The following is a 21890-nucleotide window of genomic DNA, read 5'->3' on the forward strand; positions in this document are numbered from 1 at the left end:
GGCACAAAAGGCAGCTGGCTCCGCTTAAAACTGATAACCAAATAATCCAAGCACGGGATTATCCGGCTATCAGCCTTAATGCTCACCAGCTAACCGCCTTTTCTCCCACTCTCCTCCCAGCAGATTAAAAGCTAATCGTTATTTGATGATGTATAATTAACTTGTATACAACTAATAAAACATGCAATCATCAAATCGGTCAATCGGAAGGGATGCGGTTTTATGGCAACAATTTACGATTTCACAGAAACAGAGATGAGTGGGCAACCCATTGATTTCAAAGACTATCAGGGCAAGGTTTTACTGATTGTGAATACCGCTAGTAAATGTGGGTTGGCGCCCCAGCTCGAGGGGATTGAAGCCCTGTACAAGCGCTATCACGCGCAAGGCTTCGAGGTGCTCGGCTTGCCGTCCAACCAATTTCACCAGGAGTTAGCCAGCGATGAAGAAACCAGTGACTTCTGTCAGCTACATTACGGCGTGACGTTTCCGATGACCCGCAAGATTGCGGTCAACGGGAATGATGAAGACCCTCTGTTCACCTACCTGAAGGCCACGGCGGGTCACGGCCGAATTAAATGGAACTTCACCAAGTTTCTGATTGGTCGAGATGGCCAGTTGATTGATCGCTACGCGCCGGTAACCAAGCCGGAAAAAGTGGAACCAGACATTGTGGCCGCACTCGAAAAAAAAGCAAACAAAAAACCGTTGGACCAGAGCTCACAGTCTCTGATCGAACGGTTTTTATTTACCGAAAACAATTAATGATTCACAATCAGTGCACCGGCGCCGGTTGACACGATTACGACGATAATCGCCACAATTGTGGTGATCCAGGTACTCTTACTCCAAAATTTTTCTTCCATCAGAAATCCCTCCAGTTAGGCTACGCTAGTCTTCGTTGCTGGCGTTGACGTGAGTTTTGACTTGTTCAATAACAGGGAGCTGGCCACAACCGATAAGGAACTCAAGGCCATGCCCAGACCGGCAATTTCAGGGTTCAGTGCTAGGCCGAAGACGGCGAAGACACCGGCAGCAACGGGGATGCCCAATGTGTTGTAAATGAAGGCCCAGAACAGGTTCAATTTGATTCGGTTAAAGGTCTTCTTGCTGATCTCCAGCGCCCGGACAACGTCCATCAAATCATTCTTGACCAGGACGATCCCACCAGATTCGATGGCAATATCAGTCCCAGAACCCATCGCAATCCCAACATCAGCCGTGGTTAAGGCTGGTGCGTCGTTGATGCCGTCACCCGCGAAGGCCACGGAACCAGATTCTTGAAGCTGCTTGACGTGGTCGGCCTTGTCGCCTGGCAAGACATCAGCAATCACCGTATCAATACCCACTTCACTCGCAATGGCCTCAGCGACCCGTTGGTTATCACCCGTCAGCATAACGGTCCGTAAGCCACGGTCCTTGAGTGCTGCAATAGCGGCGGCAGAGCTAGCCTTAGGTGCATCCTGAATCGCAATCAAACCAATGATGTGATCGGCGAGGCCCACCAGGACGACCGTCTTAGCTTCGTTTTGCAGCTGGGCCATGCGGTCGCTCATCTTGGCGTCTAATTTGTAATCTGCAATCAATTTATCGTTACCAATAAAGGCTTGTTGGCCGTCAACCGTGGCCTGAACGCCCTTGCCTTCGATGGCTTGGAAGTTCTCGGCAGCAGTAACGGTTAAGTCTTCAGTCTTGGCCTTGTCTAAAATCGCAGCGGCCAAGGGGTGTTCTGAGGAGACTTCCAGGTTTGCGGCAACGTGTAGGACGGTCGCTTCATCGCCTACGATGTCAGTGACCTGTGGGTGACCCTCAGTAATGGTCCCCGTTTTGTCGAAGACCACCGTCTTAACGCGGTTTGCGGCTTCCAAGACTTCACCATTTTTAATCAGAATACCCATCTTGGCACTCCGACCAGTACCGACCATTAAGGCCGTTGGGGTTGCAATCCCCAAGGCACAGGGACAAGCGATGATGACCACGGAAACGGCAAAGAGCATCGCACTGACGAGGGAGACGCCAATGAAGACGTACCAGATGGTAAAGGTCGCGATGGCCGCAATCAACACGGCGGGAACGAAAATGTCCGCCACCTTGTCGACCGTCTTTTGAATTGGCGCGTGACTGGTTTGCGCCTTCTTCACCATTTCAACAATTTGTGAAAGCAACGTATCGTTGCCGACCTTGCTGGCTTTAAACATGAAGGTTCCGTTGCTGTTAATGGTGGCGCCAATCACGTGGTCGCCAGCCTTTTTGGTCACGGGCATGCTTTCACCGGTGACCATGGATTCGTCGATGGTCGACGTACCTTCAGTAATCACGCCGTCCACGGCAATCTTCTGACCGGGACGCACGCGAATGACGTCACCGACAACGACTTCGGCCAGCGGCACCTTGACCAATTGACCGTCACGCATGACCTCGGCGTCCTTAGCCTGCAGATCGATGAGCTTGCTGACAGCGCCGGAAGCAGAGTGCTTCATTTTCTCTTCAAAATATTGACCCAGTAAAATCAATGTGACCACGAAGGCGGCACTTTCAAAGAAGACGTCCTTGCCAACTAACATGGCGTAGAAGCTGTACAGGTAAGCCGTGGTCGTGCCAATCGCGACCAGGGTATCCATGTTGGCGTGGTGGTGGCGGAAAGCGGCCCAGGCACTTTCAATGAAGGGCCCACCGGAAACCGCCATGATGGCCGTGGTCAAGAAGAACAAGGTCCAGACGCCACCGGGTAACGGGATACCCAGTGGCGTCGTGAACATTTCAACAAATAGGGGCAGCGACAGAATCAGCGAAAAGACAAACCGATTTTTAATACTCATGGGCGAACGACCACCTTTCCAAAGAACATGTCCATGCCGCAACTAAACGGAAATTCTCCAGCTTGACTGGTGTCGACAGTAATCGTGCGTTCCTCGTTTAGAGGGAGGTCTTCGCTAAAGTTCATGCTGGTTGAGTGGACCTTGTCCAGACAGCCGGCGTCGTTGATTCGCTTAAAGGTAAGGGTTGCGGGCACCCCCTGGGTCAAATCGATCTCTGCTGGTGAGTAGCCGCCGTCGACGATAATAGTTGCTGATTGGGTATTTTTCATGATGAAGACCTCCAAGTTATTTGATAATGACCTTGCCGTGGAACATGTTCATGCCGCATGCGTAATCGAACTCGCCAGGCTTGCTGGTGTCGATGGAGATGGCGTGGGCTTTATTTTGCGGAAGAAATTCGTTGATGCCGAAGTCGGGGAAGACGACCTGTTCCAGACAGCTGGAGGGGTCCTTCCGGTTAAACGTGAGCGTGGCGGGCACGCCCTTCTTCAAAACGACGGTGCTAGGTGAGTAGCCACCACTGACTTCCACGTCGACGTCTTGACTGGAGCCGGTCACGGCAGCGTCAACAGCGACGGTGGTATGCTTACCGAAGAACCACCAAGCAATGAAACCAACGAGAATAACAGCAACAATGAGTACAAGAATTTTTGTCATGAGGGCACGCTCCTTTTTGTGTTTACATTTGTAATCACTGATTGATGAGTTAAGCATACCGCCATCGTTTACATTTGTCAACGATAAAAAATCGGTATGCCAAAATTAAATATTTAGCTGGGAATATTGAAATGAATTTGGCTCAATGGTAGACAAAAACGACCACACCACTGCTGGCGTGATCGCTGATTTAGCGGACTATTCAAGGTTCTTAACGAGCTTAGGATTGTACACGAGTTTTTGCACGTGCTTGGTAATCTTAGCCATCCGCGGGAACCCGCTGAAGCCGGTCTGGGCGTGGCCGTGGGTCATGATGACCAGCACGTAGCGTTGGCCGTTTGGCAGGGTGACGATACCGGCGTCATTATTGGTGTCGGCGAGCCAACCCACCTTGTCCTGGACCGTGGTGCCCTTGGTTGCGGCGGCCGCTCCGGCGGGGATGCCATCGCGATAAACCTGTTGCTTCATCAGTGAGAGTAGCCATTTGCGGTTGTGATCGTTGCCAAATGGGGCTTCTGCGCGGGCCAATTTCACCAGCAACTTACTGAGGCTGGCAGCCGTGGTCGTTGCTTCCTGGTTAGCCACGAAGACGGGCGAGTAGAGATTCTCACTGGTCAGAAACTCATTAATGCCAGCGGTGCCATACGTGTCGAGAATTCCTTCAGGGAAATCGTTGGCGCTGTTGACGATCATCCGGTGAAAGCCGTCCTCGTTGGTCGGCGTCCAGGTATAGGCGTCACGACTGCTCAGGTGGAAGAGGTAGGCCGCAATGAATAATTTATACGTGCTAGCGGAAACCTCTGGGGTGTGCGCGTTAGCTGAAGTGGCGAGCTTGCCGCGCTGGTAAAACTTGGTGGCAACATCGGACTTGGCTGCGGGACTGCCAGCCTTGGCGCCCAAGTTGTAGAAGCTAACACTCGTCGTCTTGTCAGCAGTAATCTTTTTAAAATATGTATGGAGTTGTTTCTTAACGTGGCGTTGTTGCACCGTGATTTGGCGGCTGGTAGCTGGCTTGTCAGCCTGTTGCGGGACCGTAGCTTGCGCTGCATTCTTCTGCCGCGCCTGTACACTGAAAATGCCGGTGAGTCCCAGCACGACAATGGCCACGGCCATAACCACAATGCGATATTTGATCATGAATCTTTTAAGGTGAAGGGGTTTAGCATGTCTCATGGGCGATTATCTCACTTCTTTAGAGTTTGACTGGCGAACTAATTAATGTATTTAATTATACGCTCAAATATCTGCGACGTATACATTGAAAATAACAGGTTTTATAAATTGGTGGGAATTTGGTGGCGTTTTGGGGTGAAAATGGTGGTGGGGCTGGGATGGCTTGGGAGTGGGGATTGGGTACTGGGTGGTTTTGTTTTGGTGTGGTTTGGGGAGAGAAAGTAAAAGGTCCAGAACCTTCTGCTAGATTGGTAGAAGGTTTGGGCCTTTTGGGTGTTGGGAAATTTGCTTTTGGGGTACGGGTTTATTCTTTGGGGAGTAGGTTGGGGAAAGGGTGCTTGTGATTGGTTTGGATTGGTTTAAAGAGGGATTGGTCTTTGGCCTTAGATTGTTTTAGGTCGTTTGACTGGTTCTTCGCGGAACAATCCGGAAACTTGCGGCCTCTGAAACGTGCTACACGATCCAGGTCCCTGCGCTTAACCCCGGTTCAGCAATGACCCAAGCCCGGGGTTATTTCCTTTACGCCGTTAATGCTCGCCAGTTAACCGCCTCTCTCCGCACTCTAAACTTCCTGCACCAATCCATCAAAAAATCGCTTCAAAGAGGTCTTCCCCCCGGTGCTCCTAGTTCCTTCCAGCAGTAGCATTTCACTGCGGACGTTCTTGTATTCGTAGAGTGTGTTGGCGTACTCTACGACAATCTCGTCGCCCATGCCGTCTAGGCTGATGTTGGCTAGGTTGGTTAGGCCGGTCTTGATTGCTCTACGGATGCGTTGGAACATGATTTTCTTTTCGCGGTCGTCAATGTGGTAGGCGGCGTTGAAGTCGATATCGCGGAAACTGATATTTTGGTCGAGCATAATCTGCGCGACGGCCAGGATGTCCGAGGAACCCGCCTCCGATGTGATGCCGAGAAAACGGAGAATTGATAAAATCTTTTCTTTTTCCTGTTGGTGCTGGTCCACGACTGGGGCCGTTGCGACCGCCCCGCCACCGACTAGCGATTGAATGTTGTTGAGCTTGGCGGCCATTTGGACGCTCTGCGAAACCTTTTCGACCACCGTCTTGACTTCAATCACGTTGATTGGTTTGTCGATAAAAAATTCAATGCCAGCCTCGTAAGCCTCCGCCCGCAAGTCGCTGTCCTTGACCTGAGAAATCATAATTGAGCGGAGATTGGGCTTCAGTTCTTTGAGCTTTTTTATCAGTTCGATGCCCGACAGTCCCGGCATTAAGAGGTCCGCCAAGACAATATCAACGTCCATGATCATAATGTCAGCCAGGGCCTTCTTCGAGTCGTGGGCGATGTCAATTACCGTGTTGGCGGGGTTCTTTTCCAGAATCTGGCGGAGAATCATGGGAATGGATGGGTCGTCGTCAACAATGTAGAAATTCATTAGGCGTCTTCCTCCTGTACGAGTCGTTTCTTACTTAATTTTACTTCAAAATTGGTGCCCTTACCTAGTTGGGAATCGACCTGGATGTCGCCATCGAATTGTTCCTGGGCAATGATCTTAACGTGGGAGAGGCCGATACCCCGGTACACGTCGCCGTTTTCGTTAAATTTGGTGGTGAAGCCGGGCTGGAAAATCATCGAAAGGGTCTCGGCATCCATCCCGCTAGCGTTGTCCGAAACGTTGAGTAGAATATCATTGCCATCGTCAACTACACTGACGACGACCACGCCGCTGGGACGGCCCTCCATGGCGTCGACGCTGTTAAAAATCAGATTGGAGAGGATGGAGACCAAGTAGTAATGGTTGGGCACGACCAGGTCCACGTGATTGTGAACTTCAATGGTCACTTTCGGAAATTTGAGCTTGATGGACTCACGAATGTAGTCGGTCGTGACCTTGAGGATGTCGGCCAACTGCATGGCAGTGTCGCCCCCATCATCGTTGAAGTAGTCGCCGAGACCCCGAATCACATTTTGGTAATCCTTCTTAATTTCGTGAACGTCGCGAGCAATTTGCAAAGCCTTGTCCCGTTCTGCTTCGCTAACGTCCGCGTTTTGCAAATCTTGGTTCAACAGGTAGGCGTTTTTCATGACGTTTTCAATTTCGCTGATGTTTTTGCGCATGAAGTAGACTTCGCTGTTCACGGCAGAGGCCACCCAGATGAAATGGTAGTAACGTTGCTCGTGATTTTCCTGGCGGAGCATCAGTTGAAAATAATGGTAGAGAAAGGCCAACAGGCAGCTGACCAGACTCCGAATCAGTGCGGTGATAAAGAGAATCTGAAAGAGCCGGTAGGTGTAATCGTTGAAATCAGTTAGGAGACTGACTTCCAGCAAGTTGGCCAGGTAGTCGCAGAGCACGATGGTCAGGAAGAAGGTCGTGTTGCTACGTTGACCGCGCCGCCAATATAGGAAGTAATACAGAAAACCGTAACACAGATAGAAGGCCATGTCGGCCAAAATATAAATGATATTGTTGTGGGGATTGACGTCATGGCTGATGAACAGGAGCGCGCCCCTGAAGATTGGTGAAGCAATTGCGACCGCCACCGTCAGTCCAATCGGGTTGAAGTCGCGGTTGAAGTAGAGAATGACAGGCAGAATGAAAACGGACAGGGTGACGATGAACCCCGGCGCGTACGTTTGAAAATTCACCTGCGAAGCGAGGGCAATACACGCCGCTGCCAGAAAGATGCGCTGGTAACGATCGTGTGTGAAAATACGGGACTGCTTTAGCATGAATTTTACTCCTTAGAAAAAGTTTTAACAAAGTTTTGAAGCTTCGTGAGGTTTTGTGAAACCGCTTACTATACTAATGATTGTAAATAACAAAGGAGGAACTTACAATGTTTAATCTCAGAAACCGCAGCTTTTTAACCCTATTGGACTACACCCCTAAAGAAATGGGCTTCCTGCTTCAATTAGCCGAAGACTTAAAGAAGGCTAAGTACGCCGGAACTGAACAACAAAAATTAGTTGGCAAGAACATCGCTTTAATTTTTGAAAAGAGCTCAACTCGGACTCGTTGTGCCTTTGAAGTCGGTGCTTACGACCAAGGTGCTCACGTGACCTACTTAGGCCCTACTGGTACCCAAATGGGTAAAAAGGAATCCGCAGCTGACACAGCACGGGTTCTGGGCGGCATGTTTGATGGGATTGAATACCGTGGGTTCTCCCAACGGACGGTTGAAACTTTGGCAAAATACTCAGGCGTTCCCGTTTGGAATGGTCTGACCGATGAAGATCACCCAACCCAAGTGCTGGCTGACTTCCTGACTGCCAAAGAAGTTTTGAAGAAGAACTACAGCGACATCCACTTTACTTACGTGGGCGATGGCCGCAACAACGTGGCGAACGCCTTGATGATCGGTGGCGCAATCATGGGGATGACCTTCCACCTGGTTTGCCCTAAGGAATTGAAGCCAACCCAAGAACTCCGTGACAAGGTGAACGCCATTGCCGCTAAGACGGGTGCTGAAATCTTGATCACCGACGACATCGACGAAGGGGTTAAGGGCTCTGACGTGCTCTACACCGACGTTTGGGTATCAATGGGCGAACCAGATTCAGTTTGGAAAGAACGGATCGCCTTACTTTCACCATACCAAATCAACGCCGAAATGATGGCCAAGACTGGCAACCCAGACGTGATCTTCGAACACTGCCTGCCTTCATTCCACAACGCTGAAACCGGCGTGGGTAAAGAAATTGCTGAAAAGTACGGCATCACTGAAATGGAAGTTTCCGATGAAGTCTTTGAAAGCGATGCATCCGTGGTCTTCCAGGAAGCTGAAAACCGCATGCACACCATCAAGGCCGTCATGGTTGCGACCTTAGGCGAATAGTGGAGGAGAACACATGGCTAAAATCGTTGTTGCCTTAGGCGGAAACGCCCTGGGCAAGTCACCAGAAGAACAATTGAACTTAGTAAAGCACACGGCCAAGTCACTGATTGGTTTAGTCGCTGCCGGCCACAAGGTGGTTATCAGCCATGGTAACGGTCCCCAAGTTGGGGCCATTAACCTGGGGATGAACTACGCCGCCGAACACGGCCAGACTGCCGCCTTCCCATTCCCTGAATGTGGGGCCATGAGTCAAGGCTACATCGGCTACCATTTACAACAAAGCCTGCACAACGAACTGCACCGTCAAGGCATTCAAAAGGACGTGGCTTCCGTAGTCACCCAGATTGAAGTCGACGAGAGCGACCCGGCCTTTGACCACCCAACCAAGCCAGTGGGCTCCTTCTACAGCAAGGAAGACGCTGACAAGATTGTTGCCGAAAAGGGCTACACGTTCGTCGAAGATGCTGGCCGGGGTTACCGCCAGGTTGTACCATCACCACTTCCTAAGTCTATCATTGAAATCAAGAGTATCAATGACTTGATTGAAAATGATAACTTAGTCATTGCTGGCGGCGGTGGCGGGGTTCCCGTTATCACCACCGATGACGGTCTCAAGGGTGTGCCTGCCGTGATCGACAAGGACCGCTCCAGTGCCCTGTTGGCTGCCAACATTGCCGCAGACCAACTGATTATCTTGACTGCCGTTGACGACGTTTACGTGAACTACGGCAAGCCAGATGAAAAGGCCTTACACGACCTGTCTAGCAAAGATGCCCAACGCTACATTGACGAAGGCCAATTCGCACCAGGCAGTATGTTACCTAAGATTGAAGCCTGCTTAAGCTTTGTCGCTACAGGTAACGGCCGGACGGCGCTCATCACGTCACTTGATCACCTCGACGACGCCTTAGCAGGCAAGGTCGGCACGTTGATCAAAGCTTAATTCTTTAAAATAACGGAACGTGGTCCAATCGTGCGGAGATGTTGGTGACACCCGTTCTTGGACCACGTTTTTCGTTTGTCATTTTTGCAAAATACTTATAGGGGTGAACTTAATGGATGCTTCAGTTGAACCAAAGCCAAAAAAGAAATTTAAATTGCGCATGCCCGGCGCGTTTGTGATCTTATTCGTGCTGACCATCGTCGCCGTTTTCGCGACCTGGGTCATTCCAGCCGGCTCTTATTCTAAGCTATCATACAGCGGGGGGCAGCTTGAAATCTCGCGGCCAGCCGGTAAAACGGTCAGAGTACCCGCAACCCAGCAAGAATTGGATAAACTGGGCGTTAAAATTAAAATCAAGGAATTTACTTCCGGCGGGATTACCCAGGAAGTTTCCATTCCCAATACCTATCATCGTCTGAAACAGCGGCCAGCAGGGCTGGGTGCCATTACCAGCAGTATGGTCAACGGGACGATTGAAGCCGTGGACATCATGGTCTTCATCTTCGTCTTAGGGGGCCTGATTGGGGTGGTTAAAGCGAGTGGGGCCTTTGAATCCGGCCTGATGGCGTTGACCAAGAAAACCAAGGGCCACGAGTTTATGCTGATTTTTATGGTTTCCATCTTGATGGTCTTAGGGGGAACCTTGTGTGGGATTGAGGAAGAGGCCGTGGCCTTCTACCCAATACTGGTTCCGATCTTCATTGCGATGGGCTATGACTCGATAGTCTGTGTGGGGGCCATCTTCCTCTCCAGTTCAGTCGGGACGGCCTTCTCAACCATTAACCCGTTCTCCGTCGTGATTGCTTCTAACGCTGCCGGAATCAACTTTACCGAAGGGATTAGCTGGCGGATCGGTGGGTTGGTTGTCGCTGCCATCTTCGTGCTCTTCTACCTCCACTGGTACAGTAAGAAGGTTAAGGAGACGCCATCGTACTCTTACACCTACGAAGACAAGACCTCCTTTGATAAAATGTGGTCGGTTTCGTCTGAAGAGACCGGCAATCAAGCCTTCACCATGCGGAAGAAAATCATTCTGGTTCTCTTTGTGATTACGTTCCCAATCATGGTCTGGGGCGTTATGTCTCAAGGCTGGTGGTTCCCAACCATGGCCTCATCATTCCTGTTATTTGCCATTATCATTATGTTTATCACCGCGACCGGGAAATACGGGATCGGTGAAAAGGGTGTCGTCGATGCCTTTACCAACGGTGCTGCCAGTTTGGTTGGGGTTTCCCTGATCATCGGGCTGGCACGGGGGATTAACCTGGTCATGAACAACGGGATGATTTCCGATACGATCCTGCAATACTCCTCATCATTGGTTGCGCACGTGAGTGGTTCGGTCTTCATTATTGTCATGATGTTAATCTTCTTCGTCCTCGGTTTCATCGTGCCATCTTCATCTGGTTTAGCCGTGCTGGCAATGCCAATCTTTGCGCCGCTGGCTGATACGGTCGACATTCCCCGGTACGCCGTGGTTACTGCCTACCAATTCGGTCAATACGCAATGCTCTTCCTGGCCCCAACCGGTCTGGTGATGGCAACGCTACAAATGCTGGATATGAAATACTCGCACTGGTTCAAGTTCGTTTGGCCAGTTGTGGCGTTCGTCCTGGTCTTTGGTGGCGCCATCCTGGTCATGGAAGTTATGCTGGGATAAACTTTTTAAGCTAGTCGTTGCCCGTGCCTGCCGGGCTGTTGAAAATGAGACCGGAACGCTGTGGGGAGGACGCCTAAAACCTGTGAAGCGGTCTTTAGGCTCGCTTTGAACCGCGAAGTTCGCGTTTCAAAGACGCCATTCTGTGAGAAAAACACTCGCAGAATCCCACGGCTGGGCTCATTTTCAACAGCCCTCTCGGCTGAGGTTGTTGTTCTGGCGGCGTTGTAGCCCCGGTTTCGTGGGGTGGCCGCGTCTACCAGAGCTGCTGAAGTGAGATTGAAATACTGTGGGGAGGACGCTGGAAGCCTGTAAGGCGGTCTTCCAGCTCGCTTTGAACCTCGGAACCCACGAGTTTCAAAGGCGCCATTCTACGAGAAGAACACTCGCAGAATCCCACGGCTGGGCTCATTTTTCACCGGCCCTCTCGGCTGAGATTGGTGTTGTGGCGGCGTTGTAGCCCCGATTTGGTGGGCGGCCGCCACGAACATTGGCGTTTTCGACCAGTGTGTATGTTCCAGACTAAGATGATTAAGAACTTCATCATCTTGTCGCTTAGCAGACGTCATTGTTAGGCAACAAGCAAATTAAGAATTACATGACGGAAGAGTCGACTTGCTGGTCGGCTCTTTTGTGCCGGGCGATTAGTCTTAAAAAACGGCTAAGGGTTAAAAACTAAGTTGTCGGCGTAACCTGCTACATAGTAGGGTATAGCGCTGGATATTGGCAACATGGTCTAAATCTGTCGACTCGCTATGAAACGTACGAACCACGTTTTAAAATACCATTTCCAAGTAAACTACTTGCAGAATTCTACGGCTAAGGCTAAATCGGATTTGCTCACGCCTACTTAGACTTTGCCAATTATGGTGAACAAACGTTGCCAGTTCAGCGATGGTCACGTCAATGTCATGTTGAAGAACAATCCTAACCGGAGGAGGACAGAGATGGAGGCAGCTGTGTCGACGACGTTAGCTGAGCGGTCTTCTCAGGTTACGTCGTGGGACGCGTTTGGAGCCTGTCGTTTTGGGACAGGCTTCAAACCGAGCCGGAGGACCGTACCTCAGGCCGCAGGCGGTCCCCACAGCAGACGGAATTTCTGGCAGCCGCAGGTGGCAATTTTTGACTAATTTTGGGAACTGAATTCCTATTAGCTGGGCTATTTTAGGTTCTATTGGACTTTCAAGTATTTTGAAAATGGCTAGTTTGGCCGCTGTGTGTGGTATACTTACCATTCATGAGCTTTAATTTCGAGATATTCTAGGGGGAAACCATCTTGGCACTGACTACCGCCAAAAACTTTTTACTTTTAACCGAACGGATTGATGATAAGCCGATGCTGCGGACGCGTTTTACGGCCCAGGCATACTTCTTACTGGCGACGCTGTTAGACCTGTTGGACCAAGGGGTGCTGCAGGTTGACGGCGACCGCATCGTCGTGCCCGACGTCGATCGGTTTGACCAATTACCACAGTATTTGAACGCGCTCCGGATTCGTTTGACCAGTGATTTAATGCAAAATGACCAGTTGAAAACGGCCTTGAAATTAGTGACGAGCTGGGATATCGTCAATGCCGTTTACGACGGGATCGGTGCAGAGACGCTGACTGACGGGACCACGGAGCGAGTGTTGTTTCAAAATAACTTGAAGCCCCACGTGATTTACGAGCCCAAGGACGCCAGTCGCCAAGCGGTCATTGCCGACCTCAAGGCGCAGATTGCTTCCGGCCAGCCGAACCACCCGACGATTAATCTATACGCCGTGTTGGCCCAAACAGGCGCGTTGAAGTGGGTCTTTGGTGAGGTGGGGCTGGACAAGCTACAGTCGCAATTTGAAACGGCCACCAGCGTGGATCCGTACGCGCAGACCGTTCAACTGATGACAACGACGGCCGGGGAAATCATCCAGTCCAAGAAATTTGAGATGGATAGCTGGTTGAGCTAATTTATGCAAGATTAAATAGACGATGACCTCTTCTTGGAAGGGGCTGTCGTCTTTTTTGACTTCTGAAGAATCCAGCTAGCGATGTTAAATTGTCCGGAATTGTCACCTGCGGCTGCCAGAGATTCCGGCTGCTGTGGGGACCGCCTGCGGTCTGAGGGGCGGTCCTCCGGCTTGGTTTGAAGCCTGTCCCAAACCGACAGTCTCCAAACGCGTCCCACGACGTAACCTGAGAAGGCCGCTCAGCTAACGTCGTCGACACAGCTGCCTCCATCTCTGTCCTCCTCCGGTTATGACTGGTTCTTTACCATGACATGGATGTGATCATTGCTGGATTGGCAACGTTTGTCCAGCAGAATTGGTCATTGTCTATGTAGGCGTGAGTGAGCTAAATTTAGGCTCAGCCGTGGAATTTTCCAAGTGGGTTAACTTGGAAAATGGCGACTTTGAAACGCGGTTCGTGCGGTTCAAAGCGAGCTGGCAGACCGTTTCCCAGGCTGGCGGCGTCCTCCCCACAGCGTTCCGGCCTAAATTTGGCGAACGGTAAGCCGGCAGGTTTAGACAGTGTTGCCGCATTGTTTAGGCTAACTAATAGCCATATATGCAGTGCACTCAGAAAAACGATGATTTTGCAAGCCAGAGCTCCGAACAAATATTTTTTACAGTAAAAACCGTGGTCATTTATCATCATGTGAGTGGGCTACGATTGTTGTCGTGTCAGGTTTTGACCGCTGATGACACTGAGGCGAATCGCGTTGGACGGTGAACTAATTAACTGCCAGATAAATTAAAACAAACTTGTTTTGGACACCAGACAGACCTATGATGAACTTGTGAAGGAATTATCAAAAGGAGATGGGTGGCATGTCATTAACGATTGCTGCTTTACGGGAAGCGCCCGGGGAAAACCGGGTTGCGCTCTCACCCGAAGTGGTACGGAAGTTGGTTAAAGGTGAGTTTCAAGTCTTGATTGAAGCGGGTGCCGGCGAACGGTCCTTCTACCCGGATGCCGCGTTTGAAAAGGCCGGGGCTAAAATTAGCGACCGCGCCGCTGCCATTAAGGATGCCGACGTGATTGCAACCATTGGTCAACCCGGTGCCGACGTGGTGGATCAGCTGACGGCTGGGCAAACGTTATTAGGCTTGCTACAACCGTTAACCGATTTGGACTACGTGAAGGAATTGGCAACCAAGAAAGTGAATGCGCTTGCATTTGAACTGTTGCCACGGACCGTTTCACGGGCCCAGACCATGGATGTCTTGAGTTCTCAGGCCAGTGTGGCGGGCTACAAGGCGGCGCTGTTGGCCGCAGATCAATTTTCACGTTATCTGCCAATGATGATTACGGCCGCCGGGACCGCTAAGCCAACCAAGGTGTTGGTTCTTGGGACTGGGGTCGCTGGACTGCAAGCCATTGGGACCGCCAAACGGTTAGGTGCCATGGTTTCCGGCTACGACATTCGGCCAGCCTCACGTGGTGAAGTGGAATCTTTGGGGGCAACGTTCCTGACGACTTCCGTTTCAGCGACTGGTGAAGGCGGGTATGCCCGGGCATTGACGCCAGAAGAAACCGCGCAACAACAGGCTGAACTGGCCGAATTCATTGCGCAAAATGATGTCATCATCACGACCGCGCAGGTTCCTGGTCGGCGGCCACCCATACTGGTCACCCAGAAGTCTGTGGATGCGGCTAAAGCGGGTACCTTGTTTATTGATTTGGCAGCGAGCGAACTCGGCGGCAACGTCGCGGGCTCTCAGCCAGAAAAGACCGTTACCACGAAGCAACAGGCTCAGATTGTGGGGGCCGGTGACATGGCGAGTCAATTGCCAGCGTCCGCTTCCGACATGTTTGCCAAGAACGTCCAAGCCGTTTTAAACGCAATTGTTCAAGATGGTAAATTGGTTCTGGACGTTGACGACGAGGTGGTTGGCGAGTTGCTGGCGACCTACCAAGGCGACATTATCAGTGGTCGGGAACGTGAGGCCATGAAGTTACCACCACGCGAACCGGCAAAACCAGCGGAAGCATCCGCAGAATCAACTGAATCCAAAGGAGTTGATTAGGCATGAGTCAGGAATTATTTACAAATTTAGCTATTTTCGTCCTCAGTCTATTGGTCGGGTTTGAAGTCATGAGTAAGATTCCCGCGACCCTGCAAACGCCAATGATGTCCGGTGCGAACGCTATTCACGGGGTCGTTGTAGTGGGGGCCTTCGTGATTGCTGCGGAAGCCAACAGCACGCTATTTTACATTCTCGCCTTTCTGGGTGCCTTCTTTGCTGCAGTCAACGTGGCTGGTGGTTACACCGTGACCGACCGGATGTTGGGCATGTTTGACCGGAAACCAGCTGCGAAGAAGGAGGAGGCTGATCAGAAATGAGTACGCTACAAACAATTTCGTCCTTAATCTATCTGGTCTCGGCTATCTGCTACGTGCTGGGTGTCCACATGATGCGGTCGCCTAAGACGGCACGACAGGGTAACCGCCTCTCTGCAGTGGGGATGTTCCTTGCTGTCATTACGATTATTGTGACGATTATCATTGAAGGTAAAATTGATGCGATTGGCTGGGTCGTTTTGCTGGTTGGCCTGGCACTCGGGATTCTGTACGGGTTCGTCAAGGCGCGCAAGGTGCCAATGACCGACGTGCCCCAGTTGGTTAGCCTCTTCAACGCCGTTGGTGGTGGGGCTGCCGCTGTGATTGGGATTTTCGATTACCTGTTAAAGGGTGATGGGGCCAGCCTCAGCGTGGCATTCTCCCTACCAGTTCTGCTGGACGTTGTGATTGGGGGGATTACCTTCTCCGGATCACTGATTGCAACGGGTAAATTATCCGGTCACGTTTCCGGGAAGCCAATTGAAATCCCCGGTTCACGAATTTTAAACATCCTCGTGGTGCTGTTGATCCTCGTGGCCGCCTGGTTCATGATTGCATCCCCAACCAACGTTTGGTTCGTCACGTTGGCCTTAGTCATGAGTTTAGCGTTCGGGCTGTTGATGACCTTGCCAATTGGTGGGGCCGACATGCCGGTCGTTGTTTCTCTGTTAAACGCCTTTACTGGCCTGGCCGTCGCCTTTGCCGGGTTCGTTATCAACAACCAAGTCCTGATTATCGCCGGGGCTTTGGTTGGGGCAGCTGGGACCATTTTGACCTTACAAATGGCTGATGCCATGAACCGGTCCGTCGCTAACATTTTGGCTGGTGGCTTTGGGACTGGCGATAGTGATACTGGTGCGGCCGCAGCGGACGTCCCGGTCGACGTGAAGGAAACGTCTGCCGACGATATTGGTCTGCAACTGGCCTACGCCCACAGCGTGATGATCGTGCCTGGCTACGGGTTAGCCGCAGCGCAAGCGCAACATGAAGTCGCCGAGTTGGCCAAGGTTTTGACCGACCAAGGAATTAGCGTCAACTACGCCATTCACCCGGTTGCTGGGCGGATGCCTGGCCACATGAACGTTTTGCTGGCCGACGTCAACGTGCCTTACGAGCAAATGAAGCAGTTAGACGATGCCAACCCAATGTTTGAAAGCACCGACGTTTCCTTGGTCATCGGGGCCAACGATGTCACCAATCCGTTAGCTCGGGAAAGCGGCAACGCTATTTCTGGGATGCCGATTCTGGACGTCGATAAATCCAAGTCCGTGGTTGTCATCAAGCGTTCCATGAGTACCGGGTACGCTGGGGTGCAGAACCCACTGTTTGCACTGGATAACACGCAAATGTTCTTCTCCGACGCCAAGAAGGGTCTCCAGGAGATTGTGGCGGCTACGAAACAATACTTGGAATAGTGTTTGGATTGTTTAGGCATGGACGCCTGCGGCCTCCAGGACTTCGCCTGCTGTGGGGTCGGTTCCAGCCTGCGGGGCGGGCTTCCACCTCAACTTTGAGCCGAAGTTCGCGTCTCAAAGGTTGCCCCAGTCTGTAAGGCCGAGAATTTCACTCGGTCTAACAGCCTCGACACAGCTGGCTACGTCCTGGATTCCTCCGGCTCCTGATTGTGGGTCTGACTCGACGTTGTGGTTAGCCGCAATCTGCTGGTGATCCTTGGGCTGGCTTCTGTGCTTGCGGGTACTGGGATATTGCTGACGGGGTTGCTGAAGCCTTGACGCCTGCTGTGGGGTCGGTTCCAGCCTGCGGGGCGGGCTTCCACCTCAACTTTGAGCCGAAGTTCGCGTCTCAAAGGTTGCCCCAGGCTGTAAGGCCGAGAATATCACTCGGTCTAACAGCCTCGACACAGCTGGCTACGTCCTGGATTCCTCCGGCTCCTGATTGCGGGTCTTACGCAACGTTGGCTTGAGCTTTCGGTATCCATTACTTCTGCGGTAGAGGTGTCGCGGACTGATCACTAAGCTTTGAACAGATCTAGCATTAAAACAGTTATCAATAACGCGTCACCAGGTCATTCTCTTTTGCTGAGAATAACCTGGTGACGCGTTTTGTTGTGTGTTTAGGTTGCGACAGCTACGCAGACTGATAGTAATGATGTTGAACGGTTACCTGTCCAGCGATGGTTACGGCAATATATTGATGAAGAACAATTGTAACCGGAGGAGGCCAGAGGTGGAGACAGCTGTGACAACGGTGTTAGCTGGGAACCAGCTTACAGCGTGGGACGTGTTTGAAGACTGACGAATTTTGCCGGGCTTCAAACCGAGCCGGAGGACCGTTCCTCAGGCAGCAGGCGGTCCCCATAGCAGACGGAATCTCTGGCAGCCGCAGGTGGTCGGCTTTGACTAATATATCATTTATAATCCCTGTCAGCTGGGCTTTCGCAAGGGATTGATTAACAATTTTCTGTCACCCCCTTGCCATCCACCCAGCCGCATGTTATAGTGTAATAGATAAATAGAACACTAGGGAGGCAGGACAAGCATGAAATTTGATGATAAGGTCCCAATTTACTACCAGATTAAGAATTACCTTTATCATGAAATGATGACCGGTGCGCTCAAGCCAGGGGACAAGCTGCCGGCCGTTCGCCAGTTGGCGGTGGATTTGACGGTTAACGTGAACACCGTGCAGCGGGCACTCGGGGAAATGATCACGGAGGGAATTCTGGAATCGCAACGGGGAAAGGGGAATTTCGTTACCATGGACGAAGAGCGGATTACCCAATTAAAGGGGAAATTAGTGATGGAGCAGTTGGAGCGGTTCTACGAACAATTACATGCACTGAACTTAACCGATGAACAGATTATCGATAGCTTGAAACAATATATTGCACAAAGGGGGCAGCAAGATGACCAACGTCTTAGCAATTAATCAACTCACTTATAAGCACAACCTGAAAACGATTTTGAACAACATTGACCTGACCCTGGAGACGGGTAAGATTGTCGGCCTGCTAGGGGAAAACGGTGCCGGTAAGACGACCCTGATTCGGCTGATTACGGGGAGTGCCAAGGGTTCCGGCACGATTGCCGTTTGTGGCGATAGCGTGGCGGCACATCACAAGAGCCACGTGAGTTTTACGGAACAGCTACGCGGATTTTCTAGCAGCACGCGGATCGACTGGATCGCTGAATTTTACCGGACGGTCTATCCTGACTTTGACGGCAAACGGTATGAAGAGCTGATTACGTTCTTGCAGATCGATACCAGTCTGAAGCTGGGGGCGCTGTCCAAGGGGATGAAGGAAAAGGTTGTGATTGCCTTGACCTTGGCGCGGCAGGCCCATCTGTATCTGCTGGACGAACCGTTCAGTGGCATCGATTCCATGAGTCGGAAGAAGATTATTAGCAGTATCATCAAATGGAAGCCGGCGGACGCCACCATGGTGATTTCGGACCATTACGTTTCCGAGATTGCGCCAATCCTGGATGAGGTCGTTATTGTGAAGGACCAAACCATTTACGCGCATAAACCAAGTGATGCGATTCGTGAAGAATTTGGTATCGGCATCGAAGCATACTACGAAAGCTTGTACGAGGGGGGCGTCAACCATGACTAGTTTTGGAGCTGTTTTCAAAGTAATGAGCAAGGACCGGTTTCGGACCACAACCAAAGTGATTGGGGCCGAGGTGGCAGTCATTGTGGTCTCCATCTTGTGGAGCTGGGTGACTGGTAATCTGACCGGCGGGGCCTTCTTTGGACTCACGGCAGTTTGGTCGATGCCGGCCATGCTTGCGGCGTTCATCTTTCTGGCGGTCGCCAATGAACACGTTTATACGCGCGACACGTACCGACTGATTCCAGTGGGCGAGACGAAATTATATTCAGCGAATTTGCTATCTTCATGCGTCATGTACCTCTACGTCGGTGTGGTTCAACTCGTGCTGTATTTCGTGACCATAACCATTGATTCGGACGCCCTTAAGGGAATTTTAGCTGGTATGAAGGCTGGCATGGAGAGCCCCAATTTTTCAAATGCCGAGGCCGCTAAGATTGTGTTTGGCCTGCTCCTAATGAGCTGCGCGCTGATTCTGATGAGCTGGACCACGATTTCACTGGTTCACCTGGTGGTCAGCAGCACCAACAATTTCCTGCCAAATGTCAGTCGGCGGGCCGTGAACGTGGTGCTCTACGTCATCGTCATCTACTTGGTGGTGCGGGTTGCCGCCTTCCTGATTAGTAAGTTTAACAGTCTGGACAGCATGATGAGCGCGGGAACACAGGTCCAATTCGGCATGAACATTGTCGGGATTCTGGTAATTGCTGCAATCGAAATCGTTGCCAACATCTTCTTGTTGAAGAAGTGGGTTGAGACGATTCCAAATTAAAAATTTGCGTAAATGAAGAGCACGTCTTCGTCAACCGGAATTGTCGGTTGGGAGGCGTGCTCTTTTTAAAATATTTAGTCGTCACCTAACTGCACGTGTTTCTCCACATAGGACATTGCGTCCAATACCCGTTCCGTTTCCTCAGCCGATAAGCCGGCAAATAAAGTCGTCACTTGGTCATCAGCCCGTTGGTTGAGCAAGGCCAATTGTTCCTGACCCGCTTCGGTCAGTGAGAGTCGCTTCGTCCGTTTGTCCGTGGGGTCCGGCGTTTGGCCGAGCAGGTCCTGCTCCTCTAGCCGCTTCAAGACACGGCTGAGGTAGCCCTTGTCCACGGTGAGTTCTTGAATCAACAGGCTCGCGGTATCGCGGTGGTGCTCACCGATTTCCAAGAGAATTCGGGCTTCCAGTAAAGTTAAATTCGTGTGCAGGTGGTACTTATCTGTGAGGCGAAAGATCCGGGTGTAGAAACGGTCGAACGCCCGAATTTGCTTGATAGCTTCATTATTCATCGTCAGGCTCCTTCTGTAGTTGACAAAAGCAACTATCGCCATTATGATTAGATAAGTTGCTTTTGTCAACTAATTATCCTGGAAGGTCGTTTGACTTACATATGCATAAGAACCGCTTCTCCTTTAGCTTGATCATGGTCGGTGCGTTCCTCAGTGTCTTGAACCAAACACTGATGTCGACCGCTTTACCCGCAATTATGCGGGCGTTTCACATCACGACCGCCCAGGGACAGTGGCTCAACAACGGGTATTTATTAATTAACGCCCTGATGATTCCGACCACGGCGTACCTGATTAAACGCTACACGACCCGTCAATTATACTTAACGGCGTCGCTGATTTTTATTTTAGGCTCCCTGATTGGCGCCACGGCCCAGCTGTATCCCGTGTTGATTATCGGCCGGATGATTCAGGCGTTGGGGGCCGGCATCATCATTCCGTTGGTTAACGTGGTGGTGATGACGTCCACGAAGCCCAGCGAACGGGGCGCGGCGATGGGAATCGTCGGGCTGGCGTTGAACCTGGCGCCGGTCCTGGGGCCAACGGTGGCGGGAGTCATTTTGACCCACCTGAGCTGGCCATACCTCTTCGGCCTGACGCTACCACTGATGCTGGTCGACGTGGTGCTCGCTCCCAGATTTCTGCGTAACGTGGGTGACTTACATAAACAGCGACTCGACCGTACGGGATTACTCCTGTCGGGTTTTGGCCTGACGCTAGCGCTGTACAGTTTTTCAAATGTGGGCGAGACCGCCTTTTGGTCATTAAAAGGTGTCGTACCACTGATTGCCGGCACGATTCTACTGGCGCTATTCGTCAAGTATCAGTGGACCAAGCGCTACCCATTGTTAAATTTACACGTGTTTCGGTATCGCCAATTCAATTTGCCACTCATCATTAACATGTTATTGATGGTCACGATGTACGGTAACGCCATCATCATTCCGGTGTTGGTTCAAAATGTGTTTCACCAAAGTGCCTTCGTGTCGGGGTTGACGCTGTTACCGGGGTCGGTCTGCACGGCAATTATTTCACCGCTGAGTGGCCGCTTTTATGACAAATATAATTTTCGGCGGATGGTCATGGTCGGTTTGACGATCGACATGAGTGGCTCGCTGATGTTAAGCGCCACGGCCAGTCACTCGTCGATGATGTACGTGGTGGCGGGACAAACGATCCGCCAGTTGGGACTGGTCCTAGTGTTGATTCCAATCCAAACGCACGCCTGGTCGATGCTGCCACTGCCGATGATCCCGGATGGGGTGGCGGTGTACAACACGCTGCGACAGGTGGCGGCATCATTTGGGACCGCACTGCTGGTGGCGATTATTAGTCTGACCAGCACCAGCCACATCCACTGGTCAATGAACAGCCAACTGGTGGGGATTAAGTTCAGCTATCTGTTGTCGACCGGCATGGTGTTTGTCTGCTGGTTATTGGCACGACAACTACAAAAATCAGATAAGCTTGCGCCCGTGGAGTCCGACTGAGTGTCGGGCTTTTTTGGTGTTACGTGACGGTTTGTCCAGGACGATTCGTGTAGTCCGTGGTGGTTGGATAGTTGGGTTTCAACGGATGCCAGATGTATAATATGTGTATTAGGTAACAAAGTGCTAATCATCTTAGTTGTGTACGCCAAACAAAAAGGGAGTGTCCAGATGGACAA

General features: G+C 51.3%; 20 protein-coding genes. 13 read left to right on the forward strand and 7 right to left on the reverse strand.

Translation table 11 applies throughout. The features are described from left to right. The first annotated feature begins 222 nt into the window (after positions 1-222). Positions 223-765, forward strand: a complete 543-nt coding sequence (locus tag EKM99_RS01275; RefSeq protein ID WP_125580132.1) for a glutathione peroxidase — start codon at positions 223-225, stop codon at positions 763-765. Between the two features lie 116 nt (positions 766-881). On the opposite strand, the gene EKM99_RS01280 is transcribed toward EKM99_RS01275, so the two are convergent. The 6 genes from EKM99_RS01280 to EKM99_RS01305 all read right to left on the reverse strand — a co-directional run bounded on the left by EKM99_RS01280 (position 882) and on the right by EKM99_RS01305 (position 7343). After that, the gene (locus EKM99_RS01280) at positions 882-2819 is read right to left on the reverse strand and encodes a copper-translocating P-type ATPase (RefSeq protein ID WP_125580133.1); all 1938 of its coding nucleotides are present in this window, start codon (positions 2817-2819) and stop codon (positions 882-884) included. Continuing rightward, positions 2816-3088: a cupredoxin domain-containing protein gene (locus tag EKM99_RS01285; protein ID WP_125580134.1), complete on the reverse strand. Its 273-nt coding sequence runs from the start codon at positions 3086-3088 to the stop codon at positions 2816-2818. Before EKM99_RS01285 ends, EKM99_RS01280 begins: the two co-directional genes overlap by 4 nt. 16 nt (positions 3089-3104) lie before the next feature. Next, positions 3105-3476 carry a cupredoxin domain-containing protein gene (locus tag EKM99_RS01290; protein WP_125580135.1) on the reverse strand — a complete coding sequence of 124 codons (372 nt, stop codon included), beginning with the start codon at positions 3474-3476 and terminating at the stop codon, positions 3105-3107. Positions 3477-3674: 198 nt separating this feature from the next. Continuing rightward, positions 3675-4613 carry a serine hydrolase gene (locus tag EKM99_RS01295; RefSeq protein WP_125580136.1) on the reverse strand — a complete coding sequence of 313 codons (939 nt, stop codon included), beginning with the start codon at positions 4611-4613 and terminating at the stop codon, positions 3675-3677. Between the two features lie 598 nt (positions 4614-5211). Then, complete coding sequence (locus EKM99_RS01300) at positions 5212-6045, reverse strand: DNA-binding domain-containing protein (protein WP_125580138.1); 834 nt, start codon at positions 6043-6045, stop codon at positions 5212-5214. Further along, positions 6045-7343: an ATP-binding protein gene (locus tag EKM99_RS01305; protein ID WP_125580140.1), complete on the reverse strand. Its 1299-nt coding sequence runs from the start codon at positions 7341-7343 to the stop codon at positions 6045-6047. Before EKM99_RS01305 ends, EKM99_RS01300 begins: the two co-directional genes overlap by 1 nt. 107 nt (positions 7344-7450) lie before the next feature. On the opposite strand from EKM99_RS01305, the gene argF reads away from it, so the two are divergent. From argF to EKM99_RS01355, 11 genes are all read left to right on the forward strand, one after another. Then, positions 7451-8449, forward strand: coding sequence for an ornithine carbamoyltransferase (gene argF, locus EKM99_RS01310; protein ID WP_125580142.1), 999 nt, complete (start codon positions 7451-7453; stop codon positions 8447-8449). A 13-nt stretch (positions 8450-8462) separates the two neighbouring features. Next, positions 8463-9392: a carbamate kinase gene (gene arcC / locus EKM99_RS01315; protein WP_125580144.1), complete on the forward strand. Its 930-nt coding sequence runs from the start codon at positions 8463-8465 to the stop codon at positions 9390-9392. A 112-nt stretch (positions 9393-9504) separates the two neighbouring features. Further along, the gene (locus EKM99_RS01320; RefSeq protein WP_125580146.1) at positions 9505-11052 is read left to right on the forward strand and encodes a YfcC family protein; all 1548 of its coding nucleotides are present in this window, start codon (positions 9505-9507) and stop codon (positions 11050-11052) included. A gap of 1273 nt (positions 11053-12325) precedes the next feature. Next, positions 12326-12994: a hypothetical protein gene (locus EKM99_RS01325; RefSeq protein ID WP_125580148.1), complete on the forward strand. Its 669-nt coding sequence runs from the start codon at positions 12326-12328 to the stop codon at positions 12992-12994. Between the two features lie 376 nt (positions 12995-13370). Beyond that, complete coding sequence (locus tag EKM99_RS15695; protein WP_164511473.1) at positions 13371-13538, forward strand: hypothetical protein; 168 nt, start codon at positions 13371-13373, stop codon at positions 13536-13538. Positions 13539-13855: 317 nt separating this feature from the next. Continuing rightward, positions 13856-15055 (forward strand): NAD(P) transhydrogenase subunit alpha, encoded by a 1200-nt coding sequence (locus EKM99_RS01330; protein WP_125580150.1) that lies wholly within the window; start codon positions 13856-13858, stop codon positions 15053-15055. Positions 15056-15057: 2 nt separating this feature from the next. Continuing rightward, positions 15058-15372 (forward strand): NAD(P) transhydrogenase subunit alpha, encoded by a 315-nt coding sequence (locus EKM99_RS01335; protein ID WP_125580152.1) that lies wholly within the window; start codon positions 15058-15060, stop codon positions 15370-15372. Further along, on the forward strand, positions 15369-16784 hold the full coding sequence (locus EKM99_RS01340; RefSeq protein WP_125580154.1) for an NAD(P)(+) transhydrogenase (Re/Si-specific) subunit beta: 1416 nt from the start codon (positions 15369-15371) through the stop codon (positions 16782-16784). Before EKM99_RS01335 ends, EKM99_RS01340 begins: the two co-directional genes overlap by 4 nt. Before the next feature lie 1084 nt (positions 16785-17868). Further along, a complete protein-coding gene (locus EKM99_RS01345; protein ID WP_125580156.1) occupies positions 17869-18258 on the forward strand; it encodes a GntR family transcriptional regulator in 390 nt (129 codons plus the stop codon). Next, entirely contained in the window at positions 18236-18946 is a 711-nt protein-coding gene (locus EKM99_RS01350; RefSeq protein ID WP_125580158.1) for an ATP-binding cassette domain-containing protein, read from the forward strand. The genes EKM99_RS01345 and EKM99_RS01350 overlap by 23 nt, the downstream gene beginning before the upstream one ends. Next, a complete protein-coding gene (locus EKM99_RS01355; protein WP_125580160.1) occupies positions 18939-19715 on the forward strand; it encodes an ABC transporter permease in 777 nt (258 codons plus the stop codon). Before EKM99_RS01350 ends, EKM99_RS01355 begins: the two co-directional genes overlap by 8 nt. A 74-nt stretch (positions 19716-19789) precedes the next feature. Here the strand turns inward: EKM99_RS01355 and EKM99_RS01360 are convergent, their stop codons facing one another. Continuing rightward, positions 19790-20224: a MarR family winged helix-turn-helix transcriptional regulator gene (locus EKM99_RS01360; protein WP_164511474.1), complete on the reverse strand. Its 435-nt coding sequence runs from the start codon at positions 20222-20224 to the stop codon at positions 19790-19792. A gap of 101 nt (positions 20225-20325) precedes the next feature. Here EKM99_RS01360 and EKM99_RS01365 point away from each other — a divergent pair, with 101 nt between their 5' ends. Then, positions 20326-21714: an MDR family MFS transporter gene (locus tag EKM99_RS01365; RefSeq protein WP_125580164.1), complete on the forward strand. Its 1389-nt coding sequence runs from the start codon at positions 20326-20328 to the stop codon at positions 21712-21714. Positions 21715-21890: the final 176 nt, after the last annotated feature.

It is taken from the genome of Levilactobacillus cerevisiae, assembly GCF_003946245.1.
Classification (GTDB): Bacteria; Bacillota; Bacilli; order Lactobacillales; family Lactobacillaceae; genus Levilactobacillus; species Levilactobacillus cerevisiae.

Excerpts from the sequence above, each read along its gene's own strand:
- EKM99_RS01305 (WP_125580140.1), bottom strand. The coding sequence starts at position 7,343 with ATGCTAAAGCAGTCCCGTATTTTCACACACGATCGTTACCAGCGCATC.
- EKM99_RS01275 (WP_125580132.1), top strand. The coding sequence starts at position 223 with ATGGCAACAATTTACGATTTCACAGAAACAGAGATGAGTGGGCAACCC.
- EKM99_RS01320 (WP_125580146.1), top strand. The coding sequence starts at position 9,505 with ATGGATGCTTCAGTTGAACCAAAGCCAAAAAAGAAATTTAAATTGCGC.
- EKM99_RS01300 (WP_125580138.1), bottom strand. The coding sequence starts at position 6,045 with ATGAATTTCTACATTGTTGACGACGACCCATCCATTCCCATGATTCTC.
- EKM99_RS01360 (WP_164511474.1), bottom strand. The coding sequence starts at position 20,224 with ATGAATAATGAAGCTATCAAGCAAATTCGGGCGTTCGACCGTTTCTAC.
- arcC (WP_125580144.1), top strand. The coding sequence starts at position 8,463 with ATGGCTAAAATCGTTGTTGCCTTAGGCGGAAACGCCCTGGGCAAGTCA.
- EKM99_RS01345 (WP_125580156.1), top strand. The coding sequence starts at position 17,869 with ATGAAATTTGATGATAAGGTCCCAATTTACTACCAGATTAAGAATTAC.
- EKM99_RS01285 (WP_125580134.1), bottom strand. The coding sequence starts at position 3,088 with ATGAAAAATACCCAATCAGCAACTATTATCGTCGACGGCGGCTACTCA.
- EKM99_RS01330 (WP_125580150.1), top strand. The coding sequence starts at position 13,856 with ATGTCATTAACGATTGCTGCTTTACGGGAAGCGCCCGGGGAAAACCGG.
- EKM99_RS01355 (WP_125580160.1), top strand. The coding sequence starts at position 18,939 with ATGACTAGTTTTGGAGCTGTTTTCAAAGTAATGAGCAAGGACCGGTTT.
- EKM99_RS01350 (WP_125580158.1), top strand. The coding sequence starts at position 18,236 with ATGACCAACGTCTTAGCAATTAATCAACTCACTTATAAGCACAACCTG.
- argF (WP_125580142.1), top strand. The coding sequence starts at position 7,451 with ATGTTTAATCTCAGAAACCGCAGCTTTTTAACCCTATTGGACTACACC.
- EKM99_RS01340 (WP_125580154.1), top strand. The coding sequence starts at position 15,369 with ATGAGTACGCTACAAACAATTTCGTCCTTAATCTATCTGGTCTCGGCT.
- EKM99_RS01280 (WP_125580133.1), bottom strand. The coding sequence starts at position 2,819 with ATGAGTATTAAAAATCGGTTTGTCTTTTCGCTGATTCTGTCGCTGCCC.
- EKM99_RS01365 (WP_125580164.1), top strand. The coding sequence starts at position 20,326 with ATGCATAAGAACCGCTTCTCCTTTAGCTTGATCATGGTCGGTGCGTTC.
- EKM99_RS01295 (WP_125580136.1), bottom strand. The coding sequence starts at position 4,613 with ATGATCAAATATCGCATTGTGGTTATGGCCGTGGCCATTGTCGTGCTG.
- EKM99_RS01335 (WP_125580152.1), top strand. The coding sequence starts at position 15,058 with ATGAGTCAGGAATTATTTACAAATTTAGCTATTTTCGTCCTCAGTCTA.
- EKM99_RS01290 (WP_125580135.1), bottom strand. The coding sequence starts at position 3,476 with ATGACAAAAATTCTTGTACTCATTGTTGCTGTTATTCTCGTTGGTTTC.